The organism is Pantoea sp. X-Soil-ISGK-355, assembly GCF_059730805.1.
In genome coordinates this window covers 3832219-3851569 of record NZ_AP035971.1, presented here as the reverse complement: position 1 = coordinate 3851569, position 19351 = coordinate 3832219, and the positions used below count along the sequence as shown (strand labels likewise).

The 19351-nt window shown below is 60.0% G+C and carries 16 protein-coding genes; 11 read left to right on the top strand and 5 right to left on the bottom strand.

The window, feature by feature from the left end; all coding sequences use genetic code 11:
• Positions 1-38 precede the first annotated feature (38 nt).
• Positions 39-854 (top strand): sugar phosphate isomerase/epimerase family protein, encoded by an 816-nt coding sequence (locus AC6I8J_RS17765; protein WP_161734068.1) that lies wholly within the window; start codon positions 39-41, stop codon positions 852-854.
• Here the strand turns inward: AC6I8J_RS17765 and AC6I8J_RS17760 are convergent.
• The 3 genes from AC6I8J_RS17760 to AC6I8J_RS17750 form a co-directional block, all read right to left on the bottom strand.
• Entirely contained in the window at positions 851-1456 is a 606-nt protein-coding gene (locus tag AC6I8J_RS17760) for an alpha/beta hydrolase (protein ID WP_161734149.1), read from the bottom strand. The genes AC6I8J_RS17765 and AC6I8J_RS17760 overlap by 4 nt on opposite strands.
• A gap of 11 nt (positions 1457-1467) precedes the next feature.
• On the bottom strand, positions 1468-2409 hold the full coding sequence (locus AC6I8J_RS17755; protein ID WP_161734070.1) for a glutathione S-transferase family protein: 942 nt from the start codon (positions 2407-2409) through the stop codon (positions 1468-1470).
• A gap of 98 nt (positions 2410-2507) precedes the next feature.
• On the bottom strand, positions 2508-3407 hold the full coding sequence (locus tag AC6I8J_RS17750; protein ID WP_497825606.1) for a LysR family transcriptional regulator: 900 nt from the start codon (positions 3405-3407) through the stop codon (positions 2508-2510).
• Between the two features lie 141 nt (positions 3408-3548).
• Here AC6I8J_RS17750 and AC6I8J_RS17745 point away from each other — a divergent pair, with 141 nt between their 5' ends.
• Positions 3549-4673, top strand: coding sequence for a GNAT family N-acetyltransferase (locus AC6I8J_RS17745; RefSeq protein ID WP_161734074.1), 1125 nt, complete (start codon positions 3549-3551; stop codon positions 4671-4673).
• On the opposite strand, the gene AC6I8J_RS17740 is transcribed toward AC6I8J_RS17745, so the two are convergent.
• Positions 4670-6502 (bottom strand): ABC transporter ATP-binding protein, encoded by a 1833-nt coding sequence (locus tag AC6I8J_RS17740; RefSeq protein WP_161734076.1) that lies wholly within the window; start codon positions 6500-6502, stop codon positions 4670-4672. The two genes, AC6I8J_RS17745 and AC6I8J_RS17740, sit on opposite strands and share 4 nt — an antisense overlap.
• A gap of 72 nt (positions 6503-6574) precedes the next feature.
• Here AC6I8J_RS17740 and AC6I8J_RS17735 point away from each other — a divergent pair, with 72 nt between their 5' ends.
• Positions 6575-7075 (top strand): GNAT family N-acetyltransferase, encoded by a 501-nt coding sequence (locus AC6I8J_RS17735; RefSeq protein WP_161734078.1) that lies wholly within the window; start codon positions 6575-6577, stop codon positions 7073-7075.
• A gap of 35 nt (positions 7076-7110) precedes the next feature.
• Here AC6I8J_RS17735 and AC6I8J_RS17730 read toward each other — a convergent pair whose 3' ends face one another.
• The gene (locus tag AC6I8J_RS17730) at positions 7111-8028 is read right to left on the bottom strand and encodes a sugar ABC transporter substrate-binding protein (protein ID WP_161734080.1); all 918 of its coding nucleotides are present in this window, start codon (positions 8026-8028) and stop codon (positions 7111-7113) included.
• Between the two features lie 419 nt (positions 8029-8447).
• Here AC6I8J_RS17730 and AC6I8J_RS17725 point away from each other — a divergent pair, with 419 nt between their 5' ends.
• From AC6I8J_RS17725 to kdpD, 8 genes are all read left to right on the top strand, one after another.
• Positions 8448-9839, top strand: coding sequence for an MFS transporter (locus tag AC6I8J_RS17725; RefSeq protein WP_497825605.1), 1392 nt, complete (start codon positions 8448-8450; stop codon positions 9837-9839).
• Positions 9820-10776, top strand: coding sequence for a 2-hydroxyacid dehydrogenase (locus AC6I8J_RS17720; RefSeq protein WP_497825604.1), 957 nt, complete (start codon positions 9820-9822; stop codon positions 10774-10776). The genes AC6I8J_RS17725 and AC6I8J_RS17720 overlap by 20 nt, the downstream gene beginning before the upstream one ends.
• A gap of 157 nt (positions 10777-10933) precedes the next feature.
• Entirely contained in the window at positions 10934-12100 is a 1167-nt protein-coding gene (locus AC6I8J_RS17715) for an HD-GYP domain-containing protein (protein ID WP_161734086.1), read from the top strand.
• Between the two features lie 108 nt (positions 12101-12208).
• Positions 12209-12298, top strand: a complete 90-nt coding sequence (gene kdpF, locus AC6I8J_RS17710; protein ID WP_010253443.1) for a K(+)-transporting ATPase subunit F — start codon at positions 12209-12211, stop codon at positions 12296-12298.
• A complete protein-coding gene (gene kdpA / locus AC6I8J_RS17705) occupies positions 12298-13986 on the top strand; it encodes a potassium-transporting ATPase subunit KdpA (RefSeq protein ID WP_285087124.1) in 1689 nt (562 codons plus the stop codon). Before kdpF ends, kdpA begins: the two co-directional genes overlap by 1 nt.
• Complete coding sequence (kdpB, locus tag AC6I8J_RS17700) at positions 13983-16031, top strand: potassium-transporting ATPase subunit KdpB (protein WP_161734090.1); 2049 nt, start codon at positions 13983-13985, stop codon at positions 16029-16031. Before kdpA ends, kdpB begins: the two co-directional genes overlap by 4 nt.
• 10 nt (positions 16032-16041) lie before the next feature.
• Entirely contained in the window at positions 16042-16608 is a 567-nt protein-coding gene (gene kdpC / locus AC6I8J_RS17695) for a potassium-transporting ATPase subunit KdpC (protein ID WP_285087127.1), read from the top strand.
• A 16-nt stretch (positions 16609-16624) separates the two neighbouring features.
• The gene (gene kdpD, locus AC6I8J_RS17690; protein WP_161734094.1) at positions 16625-19300 is read left to right on the top strand and encodes a two-component system sensor histidine kinase KdpD; all 2676 of its coding nucleotides are present in this window, start codon (positions 16625-16627) and stop codon (positions 19298-19300) included.
• Positions 19301-19351 lie beyond the last annotated feature (51 nt).

Here is a 19351-nt window from a genome sequence, read left to right as displayed (position 1 = left end):
ACCTCACCGATTATTCCGGACGATTAAGGAGCCGAGCAATGCGAACCAACCCCACATTCCTTAACCTGGTGTTGTTAAACGGTGAACCCGGCCAGAAGCTGCAGGCGGCGCGTGACGCCGGTTTCGATCAGGTGGAGATCTGGCGCGAGGATGTCGACGCATATGAAGGCGGTGCGGCAGCACTGGCTGAAATCAGTGCACGACAGGGACCTGGCTTTACCAATCTGCAGGTGCTGCGTGATTTCACCGGCGCACCCAGTGCGTTGCGATCTCAGAAGCGCGAAGAGCTGCGTCAGTTTATACAGATTGCCCAGGCGCTGGGCTGTGACACCCTCCAGGCACCGGCCAGCACCCGTGAGGATTGCTGTGCCGATCAGATTGATGATGACCTGCGCTGGATGGCCTCGGAAGCTGCGCGCTACAACATGCGCATTATGTATGAGCCGATGGCCTGGTGCAGCGTAGATAACACGCTGCCGCTGGCGTGGCAGCGATTGCAGCGACTCGATCAGCCCAATATCGGGCTGGTGATCGATCTGTTCCACATCTGCGCGCTGGGCGGTGACGCCTCCCATCTGGACGGCATTCCTGCCGATCGCATCTATGAAGTACAGCTGTGTGATATGGCCGCCGTTCCCGCACAGGATAAGCAGAGCCTGATGGCGATGGCAAAGCATCAGCGTCTGCTGCCCGGCGATGGCATTATCGATGTTGAACGCTTTGTCGATAAGCTCAAAAGCGCGGGCTATCAGGGGCCGGTGGGAATCGAAGTCTTTAATGATGCGCTGAAACGCCTGCCGCCCGACGTGGCTGCCCGCCATGCCTGGCAGGCGTTAACGCGCTGCTGGGGTTAATCCTGTAAGCACTGCCCAATAAACGCGGCGGCGTGCATGGCACCCTGAGCGGAAATGGTGTGGCCGGTGGCGGGTTCAAAGCGCGCGTCGACCGGCACTGCCGCGGCTCGCAGCCGGGCCGCCGCAGATTCGCTCTCCTGCCATGGGATGACTTCATCGGCCTGACCATGGATCAGCAACGCGGGCACATGAGCCTGCGGGGTTAGTTCACCGTCAACCGCCAGACGACCAGAAAAGGCGACCACGCCCGCCAGCGGATAACGGCCAGACGCCAGCGCATCCAGCGCCATGATCGACCCCTGAGAGAAGCCCACCAGCACCACATCCTGCCAGCGGTCGGCAAAGCCGTGCTGCGCGACGATGTCGCTGAGGGTCGTATCAAACGCGGCCCGTGCCGCCCGAACCCGACCAGGCCGGTTCTCTGGCGTCACGTCTGCCAGGCTGAACCACTGCCAGCCAAAACCGGCGGGAAAACGTTCAGGCGCATTGGGCGAGGCAAAAACCACATCCGGCAACAGCGTCGCCCAGTGACGGCCAATCGGTGCCAGATCGTCGCCGTTACTGCCCACGCCATGCAGAAAAATCACCAGTGCTTTTGCCATCATTGCTCCTTTTATAAACCGTATTCACTCAGATCAGGCCCGGCCGGAACAATGCCATTCGGGTTCAGCGCCTTGATCGAGTAGTAACCCTGTTTGATATGGTCAATGTTGACCGTTTCACGTATGCCAGAGACCGACAACATGCTCTTAAGATAGCGATTCAGCAGCGTATAGTCGCGGATCCGGCGCAGGTTGCATTTGAACAGGCCATGGTAGGCGACGTCAAAGCGAATCAGGGTCACAAACAGCCGGATGTCGGTTTCCGTCAGCCGTTCACCCAGCAGGAAAGTACGACCATCGCTGAGCAGCGCCTCCAGTTCATCGAGCTGGCTGAAAATGTCATTAAACGCCTGCTGATAGCTGACGGAGGTGGTGGCGAAACCCGCGCGATAAACACCGTTATTCAGACGCGGATAGAGGCTCTCATTCAGCGCATCAATCTCCGCACGCAGCGCAGCGGGATAAAGGTCGATGCGGTTATCGGCCAGATCGCCGAAGCCGCTGTTAAACATACGCACAATGTCCGCAGACTCGTTGCTGACGATGGTAGCGGTTTTTTTGTCCCACAACACCGGCACGGTGGCCCGGCCCGTGTAGTCGGGCGCGACGCGGGTATAGATTTCATGCAGATACTGCGCGTTATTCAGCGGGTCCTGCTGTGCGCCGGGTAAATTGCCAAAGCGCCAGCCCTGAGCACCGAGCTGCGGTTCAACCACCGTCACGCTAATCAGCGACTCCAGCCCTTTGAGCTTGCGGGCAATTAACGCGCGCGACGCCCACGGACAGATCAGCGCCACATAGAGGTGGTAGCGATCGGGTTCGGCGGCGAATGCCGTGGAGCCATCGCTGCTGATAAAGCCCCGGAAACCCGACGTCTGACGGACAAACCCGCCCTGTTTATCGGTAGCCTGCACCGGATGCCAGTCACTACTCCATTTACCTTCTACTAACATTGCGCGACTCCTCTCTGTTTTGAGAAGCAGCTTAACTGATGACTAAACAGGTGATAATCCGGTTGTAAAGACAATCATTTCTTCCATTATGGACGGAATCAGGCGGGCGGGAAGCGGGTAAAGTGAGTGACCAGGAAGTCGATGAGCAGGCGCGCGCGATGCGCCAGATGACGGGCGGGCGGATAAACCGCAAACAGGCCCAGCGGCGGCGTGTCGAAGTTATCCAGCAGCCGGACAACATCGCCCAGTTGCAGCGCGGGAGCGGCGATGAAACCGGGCAGACGCGCAATACCTAATCCGGCGACGGCCGCCTGCAGACAGGCTTCGGTGTTGGCAAAGCGCAGACGGCCACGGACCGGCACGGTGACGATCTCACCATCATCGCCGGCAAACGGCCAGTGCCAGGGATCGCGGAAATTGGTGTCGATAATGCACTGGTGCTGCGCCATTTCCCGCCAGTGCTGTGGCGTACCGAACTGCTCAAGATAGATCGGTGACGCAGCAATGCGAACATGCACTTCGCCCAGCTTACGCGCGACCAGACTGCTGTCGCTGAGGTTACCGATGCGGATCGCCATATCAAATCCCTCATCGACGATGTTAACGGCCCGGTCTGAAAAACTGACATCCAGTTCAATCAGCGGATAGCGCCGGGCAAACGCCACCAGTACCTGAGAGAGCACCGCCGTGCCAAAGGAGCCCGGCGCGCTGATTTTCAGCCGGCCGGTAGGGGTGGTGGCGCTTTCCCGCACGCTGGCATCCAGCGTCTCAAATGCATCGAGCAGGTTTTTAACCCGCTCGTAATAGCTGCGGCCAACGTCGGTGGGCGAGAGGGCGCGCGTACTGCGCTTAAACAGCTGGACGCCGAGCTGATGCTCCAGCTTTGAAACCAGTTTAGAAGCCTGACTGCTGCTGGTACCGAGGCGCAACGCCGCTGCCGAAAAGCTGCCGGTTTCCAGCACCGTGACAAACATCCGGTCACAATCGAGTCGATCCATGGCGAAGTCCTGAAAGGGTAAAGTCGCAGTATAGAAGCTGCGGCCAGGCGTTGCAGCCTTCACATTGCGTGCCTTAACCCTTTCGCTGGCGGGGAAAACCTGCTTGACTGACGCTCTGCCCGACGTTCTCTGGAGTAATTCATGTCGCTGATTCACCTGACGTCACTGGCGGCGATCCCGGCCGCCGAGTGGGATGCGCTGTTGCCTGATGACCAGCCGTTTTTGCGCCACGCTTTTCTGCTCACTTTAGAAGAGAGTGGCAGCGTGCGGTTTGAGGCGGGCTGGCAGCCTGATCACATGCTGTGGCGGGAAAAGGGCGTGACCCGCGCCGCGCTGCCGGGCTACCAGAAATATCATTCACAGGGCGAGTATGTCTTTGATCACGCCTGGGCGGATGCCAGCCAGCGCGCCGGGATCCGCTATTACCCGAAATGGCTGGGGGCGATTCCCTTCAGCCCGGTCAGCGGCGCGCGCCTGCTGGGTGACACATCCGCTGCGACGCAGCTGCTGTCGGCTCTGCCGGAGAGCCTGTTGCAGCACGGCTTAAGCGGTGCACACATCAACTTTACCGATGCGCAGGCTAACCAGCTGCTGGCCGATCAGCCCGACTGGCTCTCCCGGCTCGGCTGTCAGTATCACTGGCATAACTGTGGCTACCGCGATTTTCAGGATTTCCTGGATACGCTGATGTCGCGCAAGCGCAAACAGCTGCGTAAAGAGCGTGAGCAGGTGGCGCAAAGCGGCTTTGAGTTTGACCGCTACCTGGGCTACCAGCTGCGCGAAGATCAGTGGGATTTTGTCTATACCTGTTACGCCAACACCTACGCGGTGCGCGGCCAGCGGCCCTACCTGACGCGCAACTTCTTCAGCCTGCTGGCGGAGCGGATGCCGCAGAATATTGTGGTGGTGATCGCCCGCTTACAGCAGCAACCGGCGGCGATGGCCTTTTATCTGCGTGACAGCAACACGCTCTATGGCCGCTACTGGGGTTGTCTGGCGGAGTTTGACCGGCTGCACTTCGAAACCTGTTTCTATCAGGGGATGGATTTAGCGATTGATGAAGGGCTGACGCGGTTTGATGCAGGCGCGCAGGGCGAGCACAAGCTGGTGCGCGGCTTTGAGCCGCAGATTACCCACTCCTGGCACTATCTGCTGCATCCCGGCCTGCGCGATGCCGTGGCAGATTTTCTGGTGCAGGAGCGGGAAGGCGTGCGCGGCTGGGCGGAAGAAGCACGCGACGCCTTACCCTATCGACGCGGCGATTAATCGACGCCGACAAAACCCCCGGTCTGATGCTGCCAGAGCCGGGCATAGAGACCGTTTTGCGCCAGCAGCTCGTGATGGCTGCCCATCTCGGCAATGCCGCCTTTATCCAGCACCACCAGCCGATCCATCTTCGCGATGGTCGACAGGCGGTGCGCGATGGCGATAACGGTTTTACCCTGCATCAGTGACTCCAGGCTCTCCTGAATCGCCGCTTCCACTTCAGAGTCGAGCGCCGAGGTGGCCTCATCCATGATCAGAATCGGCGCATCCTTCAGCAGCACGCGGGCTATCGCCACACGCTGACGCTGACCGCCCGACAGTTTCACGCCGCGCTCGCCCACATGCGCGTCCAGCCCGGTGCGGCCCAGTGAGTCAGAGAGCAGCGGGATAAACTCATCGGCGCGGGCGCGGTGAATCGCAAGCTGCAGCTCCTCTTCGCTGGCGTCGGGACGACCATAGAGCAGGTTTTCACGGATTGAGCGGTGCAGCAGCGAGGTGTCCTGGGTGATCATGCCAATCTGGCTGCGCAGGCTCTCCTGCGTCACGGCGGCGATATCCTGATCGTCGATCACAATCCGCCCCGCGTTCAGGTCATAGAGGCGCAGCAGCAGGTTCACCAGCGTCGATTTACCGGCGCCCGAGGGACCAATCAGCCCAATCTTCTCGCCAGGTTTGATGTCGAGGTTAAAGCCGTTAATCACCTGACGGCCACCGCCATAATCGAAGCGCACATCCTCAAAACGGATGTTGCCGCGCGTCACCTTAAGCTGCTTCGCCTGCGGCGCATCCTGCACGCTCAGCGGCTGCGCGATGGTTTTCAGGCCATCCTGTACCGTACCAATATTTTCGAAGATGCCGTTGACCACCCACATGATCCAGCCGGACATATTCACCAGGCGGATGACCAGACCTGTCGCCAGCGCAATCGCCCCGACGCTAATCAGCGACTGGCTCCATAACCACAGCGCCAGCCCGGAGGTCGAGACAATCAGCAGGCCATTCAGCGCCGACAGGGTCAGATCCATGCTGGTGACCATGCGGCCGGCGTTCTGGGTTTTTTCGGTCTGCTCCTGAATCGCCTCACGCGCATACTGCCGTTCCAGATCGCTGTGGGCGAACAGCTTGATGGTGGCGATGTTGGTGTAGCCGTCAACAATGGTGCCCATCAGCTTTGAGCGTGCTTCCGAGGAGACCACCGAACGTGCTTTGACGCGCGGCACAAAGAAACGCAGCGAGGCGCTGTAGGCCACCATCCAGATAATCAGCGGGATCATCAGCCGCCAGTCGGCACCGGCAAACAGCACCAGCGAGGTTACCGCGTAGATCAGTACGTGCCAGATGGCATCCACCAACTGCACCGCGGAATCGCGCAGAGAACTGCCGGTCAGCATAATGCGCTGGGCGATGCGACCCGCGAAATCGTTCTGGAAGAAATTGAGGCTCTGGCGCAGCACGTAGTTGTGATTCTGCCAGCGGATCATGCTGGTCATGCTCGGGCTGATGCTCTGATGCACCAGCATGTCGTGCAGGGCGATAAAAATCGGCCGCAGGATCAGCGCCACCGCCACCATCCACAGCAGTATCGGCCAGTTATCCCGAAACAGGCTTGCGGGCGTGGAGTGATTGACCATGTCGATAATGCGGCTCAGATAGCTGAACAGCGACACTTCAATCAGGGCTGACGCCAGTCCCACTACCAGCAGTGCCGCGAAACTCGGCCAGACCTGCCGCAGATAATAGAGGTAAAACGACCAGACCGTTGAGGGGGGCGAGTCGGTGGGCGCGTCATGAAATATATTGATAAAACGCTCAAAACGGCGATACAACATAGCGATACTCTTTCCGTCCGGTAAAGAGCTACAGCTTAGTGCATGAACCCCGTTCGGCTAAAAGGAGAAAATATGGAAATCATTATTCGGGCACGGGAACCGCAGGATGCCGCCGCCTATCAGCGACTCTACAGTCATCCCGATGTCTATCCCTGGACGCTGCAGCTACCGTTTCCCAGCGTCGCCACCTGGGAGAAAAAAATCGCCAGAATGGATGCCGAGGGATTTATCGCCTTTGTCGCGGAGATCGAGGGCGTGCTGGCCGGTGAGCTGACGCTGTTTGTGGATAACAAGCCGCGCACCCGCCACTGCATCAGCTTTGGGCTGGGCGTGCATCCCGATTACGCCGGTCGCGGCGTCGGTGAGCGCCTGATCCGCACCGCGCTCGACTATTCCCGTAACTGGCTGGGGATTACGCGTATGGCGCTGGAGGTGTTTCACGACAATGAACGGGCGTTGCGGCTCTATGAGCGGCTGGGCTTTGAGCGTGAAGGGGTGATGCGCCAGGCCGCCCTGCGCGACGGTCAGCTGCGCGATGTGGTGATGATGGCGAAGCTGCTGCACGAGAAGTGATAACCGGAGCGGCAGCGCTGCCGCTCCGCTTTTCATTACGGATTTTTATTGCTGTAGTGCTGCATGTTCTGCTGCGTTACCAGTTCAAACGGAATCCACTGGTGGGAATCGACTTTTTCCCCTTTGATCATCTGCTGCGCCACCTCGACCGATTTTTTGCCCTGACCCACGGCATCCTGGAACACGGTGACGGCCAGTTTGCCGCTTGCCAGGGCTTTCAGGCCATCCGGCGTGGCATCAATGCCGCCCACCAAAATGGTCTTCTTCGGCTTCGCCTGCGCAATCGCCATTGTCGCGCCAATCGCCATTTCGTCATTGTTGGCGGCGACAATATCGATCTCTTCGCCGTTCGACAGCCAGCTGAGCATTAAATCCATGCCCTCATTACGCGAATAGTTGGCGGTCTGCTTCAGCACCACTTTCATGTCGGGATACTTTGCCACCACCTGCTCCACATCTTTGGTGCGCTGCAGCGCACCCGCATCGCTGAGGTTACCGATGATAATGGCGACCTTGCCACGATAACCCGCCTGCTTCGCCAGCGCTTCCATCTGCAACGTACCCGACTCGCGTTCGTCAGAGCCGACAAATACCACGCCTGGCGGCAGGGTTTTATCGCCCGGTGTGCGGTTAACGTAGACCAGCGGAATGTGAGCCTGCTGCGCCAGCCTGGTCAGGGCAGGGGTGCTGGCGGAGTCGACAGGATCGACGATAATCGCGTCTACGCCGGCGCTGATAAAGCTCTGCACCTGATCGGTCTGACGACCGACGTCGCCGCGCGCATCTTCGAACTGCGCATCCAGCTGACGCGCTTTCGCCTCTTTTTCAATCGACTGGCGAATAATGGTCAGGAAGTTCTGGTCGAAAAAAGCCATCGAGACGCCAATCTTCTCTGCCAGCGCCGACGTAGAAAGAGAGAGCAGACAGAGTAATGCCCATGCGCGTGTTTTCATTGCGGACTCCAGAGGTTGCTGTTTGGAATGGATATTTCATTTATTATAAAAATGGATAAAGAGGATCATCTGCAGCTTAGAAATTGCCGTCAGGTTTGACAAGCCGCCTTTTTCACTCTTGCTGGTGTCGCCACACTTTGCTGAAAATTCGTCGCGTCATAGCTGTCAGCGCCGGTTAAAACCCCGATCGGGTGCACACTCTGCGGCAAAGCGCCGCAGCTTTTTGCGCTTTTGTGCAGCGCCGCACGGGCGGTTGTGGCGGTTGCCAGAAAATCGCTGAATCGGACCCGTCGATCTCAACATCCGCACAATGACCCTTAGTTAGCCTCCTATCTATATTTCCAGAAGCGGGAAATCTCAGCGTTATTCCTGAAAAAAACCTTGTGGCACAACCTGCCGCTTTTTAAGGAATTCAGCTCATGCCTAAAGATGTAACGCCTCAACGGACCACCCATGTCCGCATCGGGATCCTCTGCCTGATCCTGTTTCTGTCGGTCGTGGCTTATGCCGACCGTTCGATCCTCTCGATCTCCGGATCGGCGATCAAAGAGGAGTTCGGCCTGTCAGCGATCCAGCTGGGACTGATCCTCTCTGCCTTCAGCTGGGCCTATGTCATCGGTCAGATCCCCGGCGGACTGTTCCTTGACCGCTTCGGAGCCAAAAAAGTGTATGGCGTCACGCTGGCGCTCTGGTCGGTCTCGACGCTGGCGATGGGATTTGTGGGTGAGTTCTCCAGCGGTATGACCGGCGCGCTGATGCTGATGTTTGGTCTGCGCTTTATGCTGGGACTCATTGAGGCACCCAGCTTTCCCGCCAATGCGCGCGTGGTGATTATGTGGTTCCCTGGCGCTGAGCGGGGCCGGGCATCATCGCTGTTCAGTTCGGCGCAATATTTTGCCGTCGCCATCTTCTCACCGCTGTCAGGCTGGCTGGTGTCGCGCTTCGGCTGGGAGTGGCCGTTCTTTGTGCTGGGCGGCATCGGCCTGCTGGCGGTGTTTGTCTGGGCAGCCTGGATGCGCGAGCCGCGCAACCATCCCGGCGTGTCGGAAAGTGAACTGCGCCACATCATTAATGGCGGCGCGATGGTGGATATCGACGCGGCGCAGACCCTGAAGGCCCGACCACCGGTCAGCAAAGCGATGTTCAGAAAGCTGCTCACTAATCGCATGCTCTGGTGCGCCTATCTTGGCCAGTACTGCATCATCGCGCTCAGCTACTTCTTCATTACCTGGTTCCCGATCTATCTGGTGCAGGCGCGCGGCATGAACATTATGGAGGCGGGCTTCGCCACCGTTGCTCCGGCGCTGTTTGGTTTTCTCGGCGGGATCAGCGGCGGTTACCTGTCAGATAAATTAATCGCCCGGGGCTGGAGCGTCTCCTGGGCGCGTAAAACCCCCTATATCGTCGGCATGCTGATGGCGTCGAGCCTGGTGCTGGCGGCGATTATTCCCGGTAACGGCGGCATCATCGCCATTATGTCCTTCGCCTTTTTCGGCAAAGGCATCGCGGCGGGCGCAGGCACCTGGACAGTGATCAGCGACACCGCACCGAAAGAGGCAGTGGGTCTGGCGGGTGCCATTTTTAACGGCATTGGCAACATTGCCGGTTTCACCACGCCGCTACTGTTCGGCATCATCGTCGGGCTGACCGGCAGCTACAGCATCGGTCTGGCGTTTGTGGCGGCACACTGCGTGGTTGCGGCGCTGCTGTTCCTGCTGGTGATGGGACCGATTGAACGCGTGGGCGAAGAGACCGAACGCCCGGCATTCTATAACAATCAGGAGAAAGAAGATGGCATTAAAGCAATGTAAGGTGCTGATCAGAGGGAAATTCCTGCCGCCGCAGCTGATAGAGAACATTGAAAAGACGTTCACCGCGTTCCGGCTGTGGGAGGCGGACGATGAGAGCGCTTTTCTGGCTGAACAGGGTGCTGCCATCGACATACTGGTCACCAGCGGCAACGCGGTAATGGGGGCATCCGCCGCACTGATCGCGGCATTGCCCAACCTCAAAGCGATCTGCAGTAACGGCGTCGGGTATGACAGCATTGATACGGAAGCCGCCCGATCGCGCGGCATTGTGGTGACCAACACGCCGGAGGTGCTCAATGATTGCGTCGCGGATCTGGGCATGGCGCTGCTGCTGGATGTGGCGCGCCGCATCAGTGAGGCCGATCGCTTCACACGCGCCGGGCACTGGACGCAGGGCCGCTTTCCGCTGAGCAGCAAAATCGGCGGCAAGGTGTGCGGTATCGTCGGGCTGGGCAATATCGGCCAGGCGGTAGCCAGGCGCGCGCAGGCGTTTGGTATGCAGATTCACTACTACAACCCGCGTTCACGTCCTGACGTGCCCTATACCCGGCATGAGAGCCTGGTGGCGCTGGCGCAGCAGGCCGATTTTCTGGTGCTCACGCTGCCAGGCGGTGCCGCAACGCGCCATATCATTAACGCAGACGTGCTGCAGGCGCTGGGCCCGCAGGGTTATCTGATTAACATCGCGCGCGGCAGCGTGGTGGATCAGCAGGCGCTGGTGGCGGCGCTGGAAACCGGGCAGATCGCCGGTGCCGGACTGGATGTGTTTGAACAGGAGCCGCATGTCCCTGACGCCCTGCGCCCGCGCGACAATGTGGTGATTACGCCACATATCGCCAGCAGCACCCGCGAAACCATGGCGGCGATGGCTGACCTGGTCTTTGAGAACATGCTGGCGTTTGCCCGTGGCGAGCCGGTGCTGACCCGCGTAGTCTAACGGCAACAATGACTTAACCATGATGGGCAGAGCGTGAGACAGGATGCTTCTCCTCTGACCACTCGCCCGCGCGCCGCCTCCGCACAAAACAGCCTGAAGAATATTTGTCCAGCTGCCGATATCACCTTACCACCCGCTGATCGTAAGGAGTGATAGCGTGATAAAGCTGATTACCATTGATGAACTGCGCCCTGGGATGTTTATCCACAAGCTGGAGGTCTGGTGGATAAAGGACGAGCGCATTCATAATCAGATGCTGATCACCGATCCACGACAAATCGCCACGTTACGCAGTGAAGGGATCCGCCAGCTCTGGATCGACCTCGATCGATCTGTGCAGGCGCCGATCGCCACCTCGATCGCGAAAAGAACCATTGGGCGTACCCCATTTTTTCAGGAACTGGACCAGGCACAGCTGATCTTTCAGCAGGGCAAACCGAAAGTACTGGCGATGTTCAACGAAGCGCGGCTGGGTAACGGCCTGAAGCTTGATTATATGATGGATCTGGTGGATGACATCGCCGGCTCGATCACGCGTGAACCCTCAGCGATGCTCAGCGTGGCGCGGCTGAAAAATCATGATGACTACACCTATCTGCACTCCATGGCGGTCTGCGGGCTGATGATTGCACTGGGTAAAAAACTCGGGCTGGATGAGCAGCAGCTGCGTCGGGTGGGCATGGGCGGTTTACTGCATGATGTCGGCAAAGCCGCTGTGCCGCTGGCGATCCTGAACAAAGCGGGCAAGCTGACGGAAGAGGAGTTCAGGGTGATGCGCGAGCATCCGGTGGTGGGCACGCAGATGCTGATTGAAGCCGACGCCGATGACGATTTGCTCGATATCGCCCTGCATCATCATGAAAAATATGATGGCAGTGGCTACCCGCACCGTCTGAAAGGGGAAGCGATTTCGTTCTACGCCCGGATGGCAGCGGTGTGTGATGTCTACGATGCTGTCACCTCAACCCGCTCCTATCGCAACGGCTGGACACCGGCAGAGGCGATGCACCAGATGCTGAGCTGGCGCGGCCATTTCGATCCGGGCCTGCTGCACACCTTCGTGCGAACCATCGGCATCTATCCGGTAGGTTCGCTGGTGCGTCTGGCTTCCGGCCGGGTGGCGCTGGTGGTAAAGGCAGGCGAAAAATCGCTGATGCGCCCCTGTGTGCATGTCTTCTGGTCGCTGCACGCCCAGCGCGAAGTGAAACCGGAGGAGCTCGACCTCGGCGACAGTTTCTGCACCGACAGTATTGTGGGCGCAGAGGACAGTGCACTATGGGGTAACGTCGATCTCAATCGTATCTGGGCGCTGGAAGTCGCCTGATTTTTCGCCATTTTTACACTATTTTTACGCCCGCCCGCTGCATTTTAACCCCTTCTTTATACGCCTCCGCGCAAGCTACGCCATAAATCCAATCCTCTGGAGGTTCCTGTGAGCGTGGGCGTAATAACCGGCATTGTGCTGGTGGTGTTGTTACTGGGCTATCTGATCTATGCCCTGTTAAATGCGGAGGCTTTCTGATGGCGGCCAATGCTTTTTTACTCATCGCATTTTATCTGGTGCTGCTGATGGTGCTGGCGCAGCCGCTTGGCCGGGGCCTGGCCGCGTTAGTGGCCGACAAGCCGGTGTTTGCCCGGCTGGAAGCGCCGCTGTGGCGACTGCTGGGCGCGCAGCAATCGGAGATGCGCTGGCCGCACTACCTGCTGGCGATTCTGCTGTTTAATGCGCTGGGTTTCGTGGTGCTGCTGGCAATATTGCTGATGCAGGGCGCGCTGCCGCTGAATCCGCAGCAGCTGCCTGGCCTGAGCTGGCATCTGGCGCTGAACACCGCCGTGAGCTTCGTCACCAACACCAACTGGCAGTCCTACAGCGGCGAAAGCACCCTGAGCTATTTCAGTCAGATGGTGGGCCTGACGGTGCAGAATTTTCTCTCTGCCGCAACCGGGATCGCCGTGGCATTTGCGCTGATCCGTGGCTTCGCTAATCGCAGCGCTGCGACCCTGGGTAACGCCTGGCGCGACCTGACGCGCATCACGCTCTATGTCTTACTGCCGATCAGCCTGCTGGTGGCGCTGTTCTTTGTCAGTCAGGGCAGCATCCAGAACTTCGCACCTTATCACAGCTTCACCACGCTGGAAGGCGTGCAGCAGACGCTGTCGATGGGACCGGTGGCGTCGCAGGAAGCGATCAAAATGCTGGGCACCAACGGTGGCGGCTTCTTTAACGCCAACTCCTCCCATCCATTTGAAAACCCGACGGTGCTGACCAACCTGGTGCAGATGCTGAGCATCTTTCTGATCCCGGCGGCGCTCTGCTTCGCGTTTGGCGAAAGCGTACGCGATCGTCGTCAGGGCCACATGCTGCTGTGGGCGATGACGCTGATGTTTGTCGCGGCGGTATCGGTCGTCATGTGGGCCGAACTGCAGGGCAACCCGCATTTCCTCCAGCTGGGGGCCGACAGCGCCGTCAACATGGAAGGCAAAGAGACGCGCTTTGGCATTCTTAACAGCAGCCTGTTCGCGGTCATTACCACCGCGGCCTCCTGCGGTGCGGTGAATGCCATGCACGACTCCTTTACTGCGCTGGGTGGCATGGTGCCGATGTGGCTGATGCAGCTGGGCGAAGTGGTGTTTGGCGGCGTCGGTGCCGGTCTCTACGGCATGCTGCTGTTTGTGCTGCTGGCGGTGTTTATCGCCGGGCTGATGATCGGTCGTACCCCGGAATTCCTGGGCAAAAAAATCGACGTCTGGGAGATGAAGATGACCGCGCTGGCGATTCTGGTCACCCCGGCGCTGGTGCTGATCGGCACCGCGCTGGCGATGATGACCGACGCTGGCCGCAGTGCAATGGCGAACCCCGGCATTCATGGCTTCAGCGAAGTGCTCTACGCCGTCTCCTCGGCGGCCAACAACAACGGCAGCGCCTTCGCCGGGCTGAGTGCTAACACGCCGTTCTGGAACCTGTTACTGGCGGTCTGCATGCTGCTGGGCCGCTTCGGCATCATCATTCCGGTGATGGCGATAGCCGGTGCGATGGCGGTGAAAAAAGTACAGCCGGTAGGTAACGGCACGCTGCCAACCCACGGCCCGCTGTTTATTGCCCTGCTGATCGGCACGGTGCTGCTGGTGGGTGCACTGACCTTTATTCCTGCTCTGGCGCTGGGCCCGGTGGCTGAGCATCTGCAACTTGTTCAGGGACAATCCTCATGAGTCGTCAACAACAGGCATTATTTGACGCAGCGCTGCTGCGTACCTCGGCCTGGGATGCGGTGAAAAAGCTCGATCCCCGGGTACAGTTCCGTAATCCGGTGATGTTTGTGGTCTGGCTCGGCAGCGTACTGACTACGCTACTGGCGCTGGCCATGCTGTCTGGCCGCATCAGCGGCAGCGCCAGCTTTACCGGCGCGATTGCGCTCTGGCTCTGGTTCACCGTACTGTTCGCCAACCTGGCGGAGGCGCTGGCAGAAGGGCGCAGTAAAGCCCAGGCGAGCAGCCTGAAAGGGGTGAAAAAGACCAGCTTTGCCAAAAAACTGTCAGCGGCGCGTTATGGCGCGGAGTGGCAGCAGGTCAGTGCCGATGCGCTGCGCAAAGGCGACGCGGTGCTGGTCGAAGCGGGCGACATTATTCCCTGCGACGGTGAAGTGATAGAGGGTGGTGCCTCCGTGGATGAGAGCGCCATTACCGGTGAATCTGCACCGGTGATCCGTGAGTCAGGCGGTGACTTCGCCTCCGTCACGGGCGGTACGCGTATTCTCTCTGACTGGCTGGTCATTACCTGTAGCGCCAACCCGGGTGAAACCTTCCTTGACCGGATGATCGCCATGGTGGAAGGTGCGAAACGTCGCAAAACCCCGAATGAGATTGCCCTGACCATCCTGCTGGTGTCGCTGACTATCGTGTTCCTGCTGGCGACCGTCACGCTCTGGCCGTTCTCGGCCTGGGGCGGCAAGCCGGTCAGCATCACCGTACTGGTGGCGCTGCTGGTCTGTCTGATCCCCACCACTATCGGCGGGCTGTTGTCGGCGATTGGGGTGGCGGGGATGAGCCGTATGCTGGGTGCGAACGTCATTGCGACCAGCGGACGTGCGGTGGAAGCCGCAGGCGATGTGGATGTGCTGATGCTGGACAAAACCGGCACCATCACGCTGGGTAACCGTCAGGCGACCCAGTTCCTGCCCGCGCCGGGCGTCAGCGAAGAGCAACTGGCCGACGCCGCGCAGCTCGCCTCGCTGGCCGATGAGACACCTGAAGGCCGCAGCATCGTGGTGCTGGCGAAGCAGCGCTTTAATCTGCGTGAACGCGATCTCAGCAGCATGGGCGCCAGCTTTATTCCGTTCTCAGCCCAGACCCGCATGAGTGGCGTAAACGTGCAGGACCGGTTGATCCGCAAGGGTGCGGTCGATGCGGTACGTCGTCATATTGAAGCGAACCATGGCCGTTTCCCTGCCGAGGTCAATGCGCAGGTGGAAGAGGTGGCACGCAGTGGCGGCACGCCACTGGTGGTGTCAGAGGGCGCGAACGTGCTGGGCGTGGTGGCGCTGAAAGATATCGTGAAGGGCGGCATCAAAGAACGCTTTGCCGAACTGCGCAAAATGGGCATTAAAACGGTGATGATCACCGGCGATAACCCGCTGACCGCCGCGGCCATTGCGGCGGAAGCGGGCGTGGATGACTTCCTGTCAGAGGCGACGCCGGAAGCCAAACTGGCGCTGATCCGCCAGTATCAGGCAGAAGGACGGTTAGTGGCGATGACCGGCGACGGCACCAACGATGCGCCTGCCCTGGCGCAGGCGGATGTGGCGGTGGCGATGAACTCCGGTACGCAGGCGGCGAAAGAGGCGGGCAACATGGTCGATCTCGACTCGAACCCGACCAAGCTGCTGGAAGTGGTGCACATCGGTAAACAGATGCTGATGACGCGCGGTTCCCTGACCACCTTCAGTATCGCCAACGACGTGGCGAAATATTTCGCCATCATTCCGGCGGCGTTTGCGGCCACCTATCCGCAGCTCAACATGCTGAACGTGATGCAGCTGCACTCGCCCGCCAGCGCGATTCTGTCGGCGGTGATCTTTAACGCCCTGGTGATTATCTTCCTGATCCCGCTGGCCCTGAAAGGCGTCAGCTACCGTCCGCTGAGTGCTGCTGCGCTGCTGCGCCGCAACCTGCTGATTTACGGTCTGGGTGGCCTGCTGGTGCCGTTTGTCGGCATCAAAGCGATCGATCTGCTGTTAGTGCTTTCAGGCATGGCCTGAGGAGAAAAAAATGAGTCAGTTACGTCCGGCAATTTTACTGTTGTTGTTGCTTACGCTTGTGACCGGCGTGGTTTATCCTTTCCTCACCACCGGGCTGGCGCAGTGGCTTTTTCCGGCCCAGGCCAATGGCTCGCTGCTGGAGGAGGAGGGCGTGGCGCACGGATCTGCGCTGATTGGGCAGAACTTTACCCAGCCCGGCTATTTCTGGGGGCGTCCTTCAGCCACCAGTGATAAAGCCTATAACCCGCTGGCCTCGGGCGGCAGTAATCTGGCCGCCAGCAACCCGGCGCTGGATAAAGCGGTGGCCGACCGCATCGCTGTACTGCGGGCCGCCAATCCCCAGGCAGCGGCCGCCGTGCCGGTTGAGCTGGCGACTGCTTCCGCCAGCGGGCTGGACCCGGATATTTCGCCTCAGGCTGCACTGTGGCAGGCTCCGCGTGTCGCTGCCAGCCGCAAGGTGCCGGTGGCACAGGTCGAGGCGCTGATTGAAAAGATGACGCATCGTCCGCTGCTGCCCTTCCTCGGCACACCGACCCTCAATGTGTTGCAGCTGAATATAGCGCTCAACGAACTGTAATGGTGTAAAGGAAGCGATGAACCACGAACCCCAGCGTCCCGATCCCGACGCGCTGCTGCAGGCTAACCGCGAGAGTCATCGCGGACAGCTGAAGATTTACTTTGGTGCCTGTGCGGGCGTGGGCAAAACCTACGCCATGCTGCAGGAGGCACAGCGGCTGCGTGCGCAGGGTCTGGATGTGCTGATCGGCGTGGTAGAGACCCACGACCGGCCGGAAACCGCGCAGCTGCTGACAGGCTTAACCCTGCTGCCGCGGCGCGCAACCGGCCGCTCGCGTCATGCGGAGTTTGATCTTGATGCTGCGCTGGCCCGCCATCCGGCGGTGATCCTGATGGATGAGCTGGCGCACACCAACGTGCAGGGCTCGCGCCATCCCAAGCGCTGGCAGGATATTGAGGAGTTGCTGGAAGCGGGCATCGATGTACTGACCACCGTCAACGTACAGCATCTTGAGAGCCTCAACGATGTGGTCGGCGGCGTCACCGGCATTCAGGTGCGCGAAACCGTGCCCGATCCCTTTTTCGACAGCGCCGATGAAGTGGTGCTGGTCGATCTGCCGCCCGACGATCTGCGGCAGCGGCTGAAAGAGGGCAAAGTCTACATTGGTGACCGCGCAGAACGCGCCATCGAAAACTTTTTCCGCAAAGGTAACCTGTTCGCCCTGCGTGAGCTGGCCCTGCGTCGCACCGCCGATCGGGTGGATGACCAGATGCGCGCCTGGCGCGATCAGCAGGGACGGGATCGCGTCTGGCACACCCGCGATGCCATTCTGCTCTGTATTGGTGACGACAGCGGCAGTGAAAAGCTGGTGCGCACCGCCGCCCGGCTGGCAGCACGGCTCGGCAGTGAATGGCACGCGGTCTATGTCGAAACGCCGCGGCTTAACCGGCTGCCGGAAGCGCGGCGACGGGCGATTCTGCGTACCTTACAGCTGGCGCAGGAGCTGGGCGCAGAAACCGCCACGCTCTCGGAACCGGATGAAGCGGAAGCGGTGCTGGGCTACGCCCGCGAACACAACCTGGGTAAAATCGTCACTGGCCGTCGCCCGCAGCGGCGCTGGCGGCGTGACAGTTTTGCCGAACGTCTGGGTCAGCTTGGCCCCGATCTCGACCTGCTGGTCGTCGCACTGGATGAGCCGCTGAAGGATGCGCCGCATCCGCTGCCGGATGGCCGCGTCACCAGTGAAAAATGGCGCATTCAGCTGCGTGGCGTGATGATGGCGCTGGTGCTCTGCATCGTCGTCACCGCAGCCGGACAGTCTGTGCTGATCAATTTCGATCCCGCCAACTGTGTGATGATCTACCTGCTGGCGGTCGTGATCGTGGCGCTGCGCTATGGCCGCTGGCCGTCGGTGATCGCTACGGTGATGAACATCATCGCCTTTGACCTCTTCTTTGTGGCCCCCACCGGCACGGTGGCGGTCTCCGATCTGCAATATCTGGTGACCTTTGGCGTGATGCTGGCGGTGGGCGTCATTGTCGGCAATCTCACGGCCGGGGTGCGCTATCAGGCGCGGGTGGCGCGCTACCGCGAACAGCGGGCGCGCCAGCTCTATGAGATGGCGAAATCGCTGGGCAGCGCGCTGACGCCGCAGGATATTGCCGCCACCAGCCAGCGTGTGCTGGATGCCACGTTACAGGCGCGCTGCCTGCTGCTGCTGCCGGATGAGCAGGGCGAGCTGCAACCGGTGGGCGAGGCGTTACCGGCCAGTGAGCCGGATCGTGCGATTGCGAAATGGAGTTACAGCAAAGGCCAGCCTGCGGGTGCGGGCACCGATACCTTACCGGCGGTGCCCTATCAGATCCTGCCGCTGAAAAGTGGCGCGCACTGCCGTGGTTTGCTGGTGGTGGAGCCGCAGAATCTGCGTCAGTTGATGATCCCCGAACAGCAGCGGCTGGTGGAAACCTTTACGGTACTGATTGCCAATGCGCTGGAGCGGATGGCGCTGTCGCACAGCGAGGCAGCCTCCCGTCTCTCGGCAGAGCGGGAACAGCTGCGCAATGCGCTGCTGTCGGCGCTGTCGCACGACCTGCGCACCCCGCTGACCGTACTGTTTGGTCAGGCGGAAATGCTGATGCTCGATCTGGCCAGCGACAACTCAAAATATGTGCCGCAGGCCAGCCAGATCCGCGAGCAGACGCTGAGCACTATCCGGCTGGTGAGCAATATGCTGGATATGGCGCGCATTCAGTCGGGTGGCCTCAACCTGCGTGAGGAGTGGCTGGCGCTGGAAGAGGTGATCGGCGGGGCGCTGAGCAGCATGGCACCGTCGCTGAAAGGGCATGAGGTTCAGCTCGATCTGCCGGACGATATCGTGCTGATCAAAGGCGATAGTACGCTGCTGGAACGCGTTTTCACTAACCTGATTGAGAACAGCCTGAAGTATGCCGGTAACAGCGCACCACGCGGCATTCGCGCCTGGCGTGCCGCATCACGACTGGAGATTGCGGTCTGGGATAGCGGACCGGGCATTGCCGAAGACGACTTAAGCCGGATATTCGATAAATTCTGGCGGGGCGACAAAGAGTCGGCGGTGCCGGGCGTCGGGCTGGGTCTGGCAATCTGTAAAACCATTATCGAGAGCCACGGCGGTCAAATCTGGGCCGAAAACCGACCCGAAGGGGGCGCGGCATTTCGTCTCTCGCTGCCACTGCCGCCGGTCCCTGAAATTTCTGACGAAGGGCTGAAATAACTTCACAGTTGATCGGTTATACTCCCGGACCTGTTTGATTATTCGTGGGAT

Excerpts from the sequence above, each read along its gene's own strand:
- AC6I8J_RS17765 (WP_161734068.1), top strand. The coding sequence starts at position 39 with ATGCGAACCAACCCCACATTCCTTAACCTGGTGTTGTTAAACGGTGAA.
- AC6I8J_RS17760 (WP_161734149.1), bottom strand. The coding sequence starts at position 1,456 with ATGGCAAAAGCACTGGTGATTTTTCTGCATGGCGTGGGCAGTAACGGC.
- AC6I8J_RS17755 (WP_161734070.1), bottom strand. The coding sequence starts at position 2,409 with ATGTTAGTAGAAGGTAAATGGAGTAGTGACTGGCATCCGGTGCAGGCT.
- AC6I8J_RS17750 (WP_497825606.1), bottom strand. The coding sequence starts at position 3,407 with ATGGATCGACTCGATTGTGACCGGATGTTTGTCACGGTGCTGGAAACC.
- AC6I8J_RS17745 (WP_161734074.1), top strand. The coding sequence starts at position 3,549 with ATGTCGCTGATTCACCTGACGTCACTGGCGGCGATCCCGGCCGCCGAG.
- AC6I8J_RS17740 (WP_161734076.1), bottom strand. The coding sequence starts at position 6,502 with ATGTTGTATCGCCGTTTTGAGCGTTTTATCAATATATTTCATGACGCG.
- AC6I8J_RS17735 (WP_161734078.1), top strand. The coding sequence starts at position 6,575 with ATGGAAATCATTATTCGGGCACGGGAACCGCAGGATGCCGCCGCCTAT.
- AC6I8J_RS17730 (WP_161734080.1), bottom strand. The coding sequence starts at position 8,028 with ATGAAAACACGCGCATGGGCATTACTCTGTCTGCTCTCTCTTTCTACG.
- AC6I8J_RS17725 (WP_497825605.1), top strand. The coding sequence starts at position 8,448 with ATGCCTAAAGATGTAACGCCTCAACGGACCACCCATGTCCGCATCGGG.
- AC6I8J_RS17720 (WP_497825604.1), top strand. The coding sequence starts at position 9,820 with ATGGCATTAAAGCAATGTAAGGTGCTGATCAGAGGGAAATTCCTGCCG.
- kdpA (WP_285087124.1), top strand. The coding sequence starts at position 12,298 with ATGGCGGCCAATGCTTTTTTACTCATCGCATTTTATCTGGTGCTGCTG.
- kdpB (WP_161734090.1), top strand. The coding sequence starts at position 13,983 with ATGAGTCGTCAACAACAGGCATTATTTGACGCAGCGCTGCTGCGTACC.
- kdpC (WP_285087127.1), top strand. The coding sequence starts at position 16,042 with ATGAGTCAGTTACGTCCGGCAATTTTACTGTTGTTGTTGCTTACGCTT.
- kdpD (WP_161734094.1), top strand. The coding sequence starts at position 16,625 with ATGAACCACGAACCCCAGCGTCCCGATCCCGACGCGCTGCTGCAGGCT.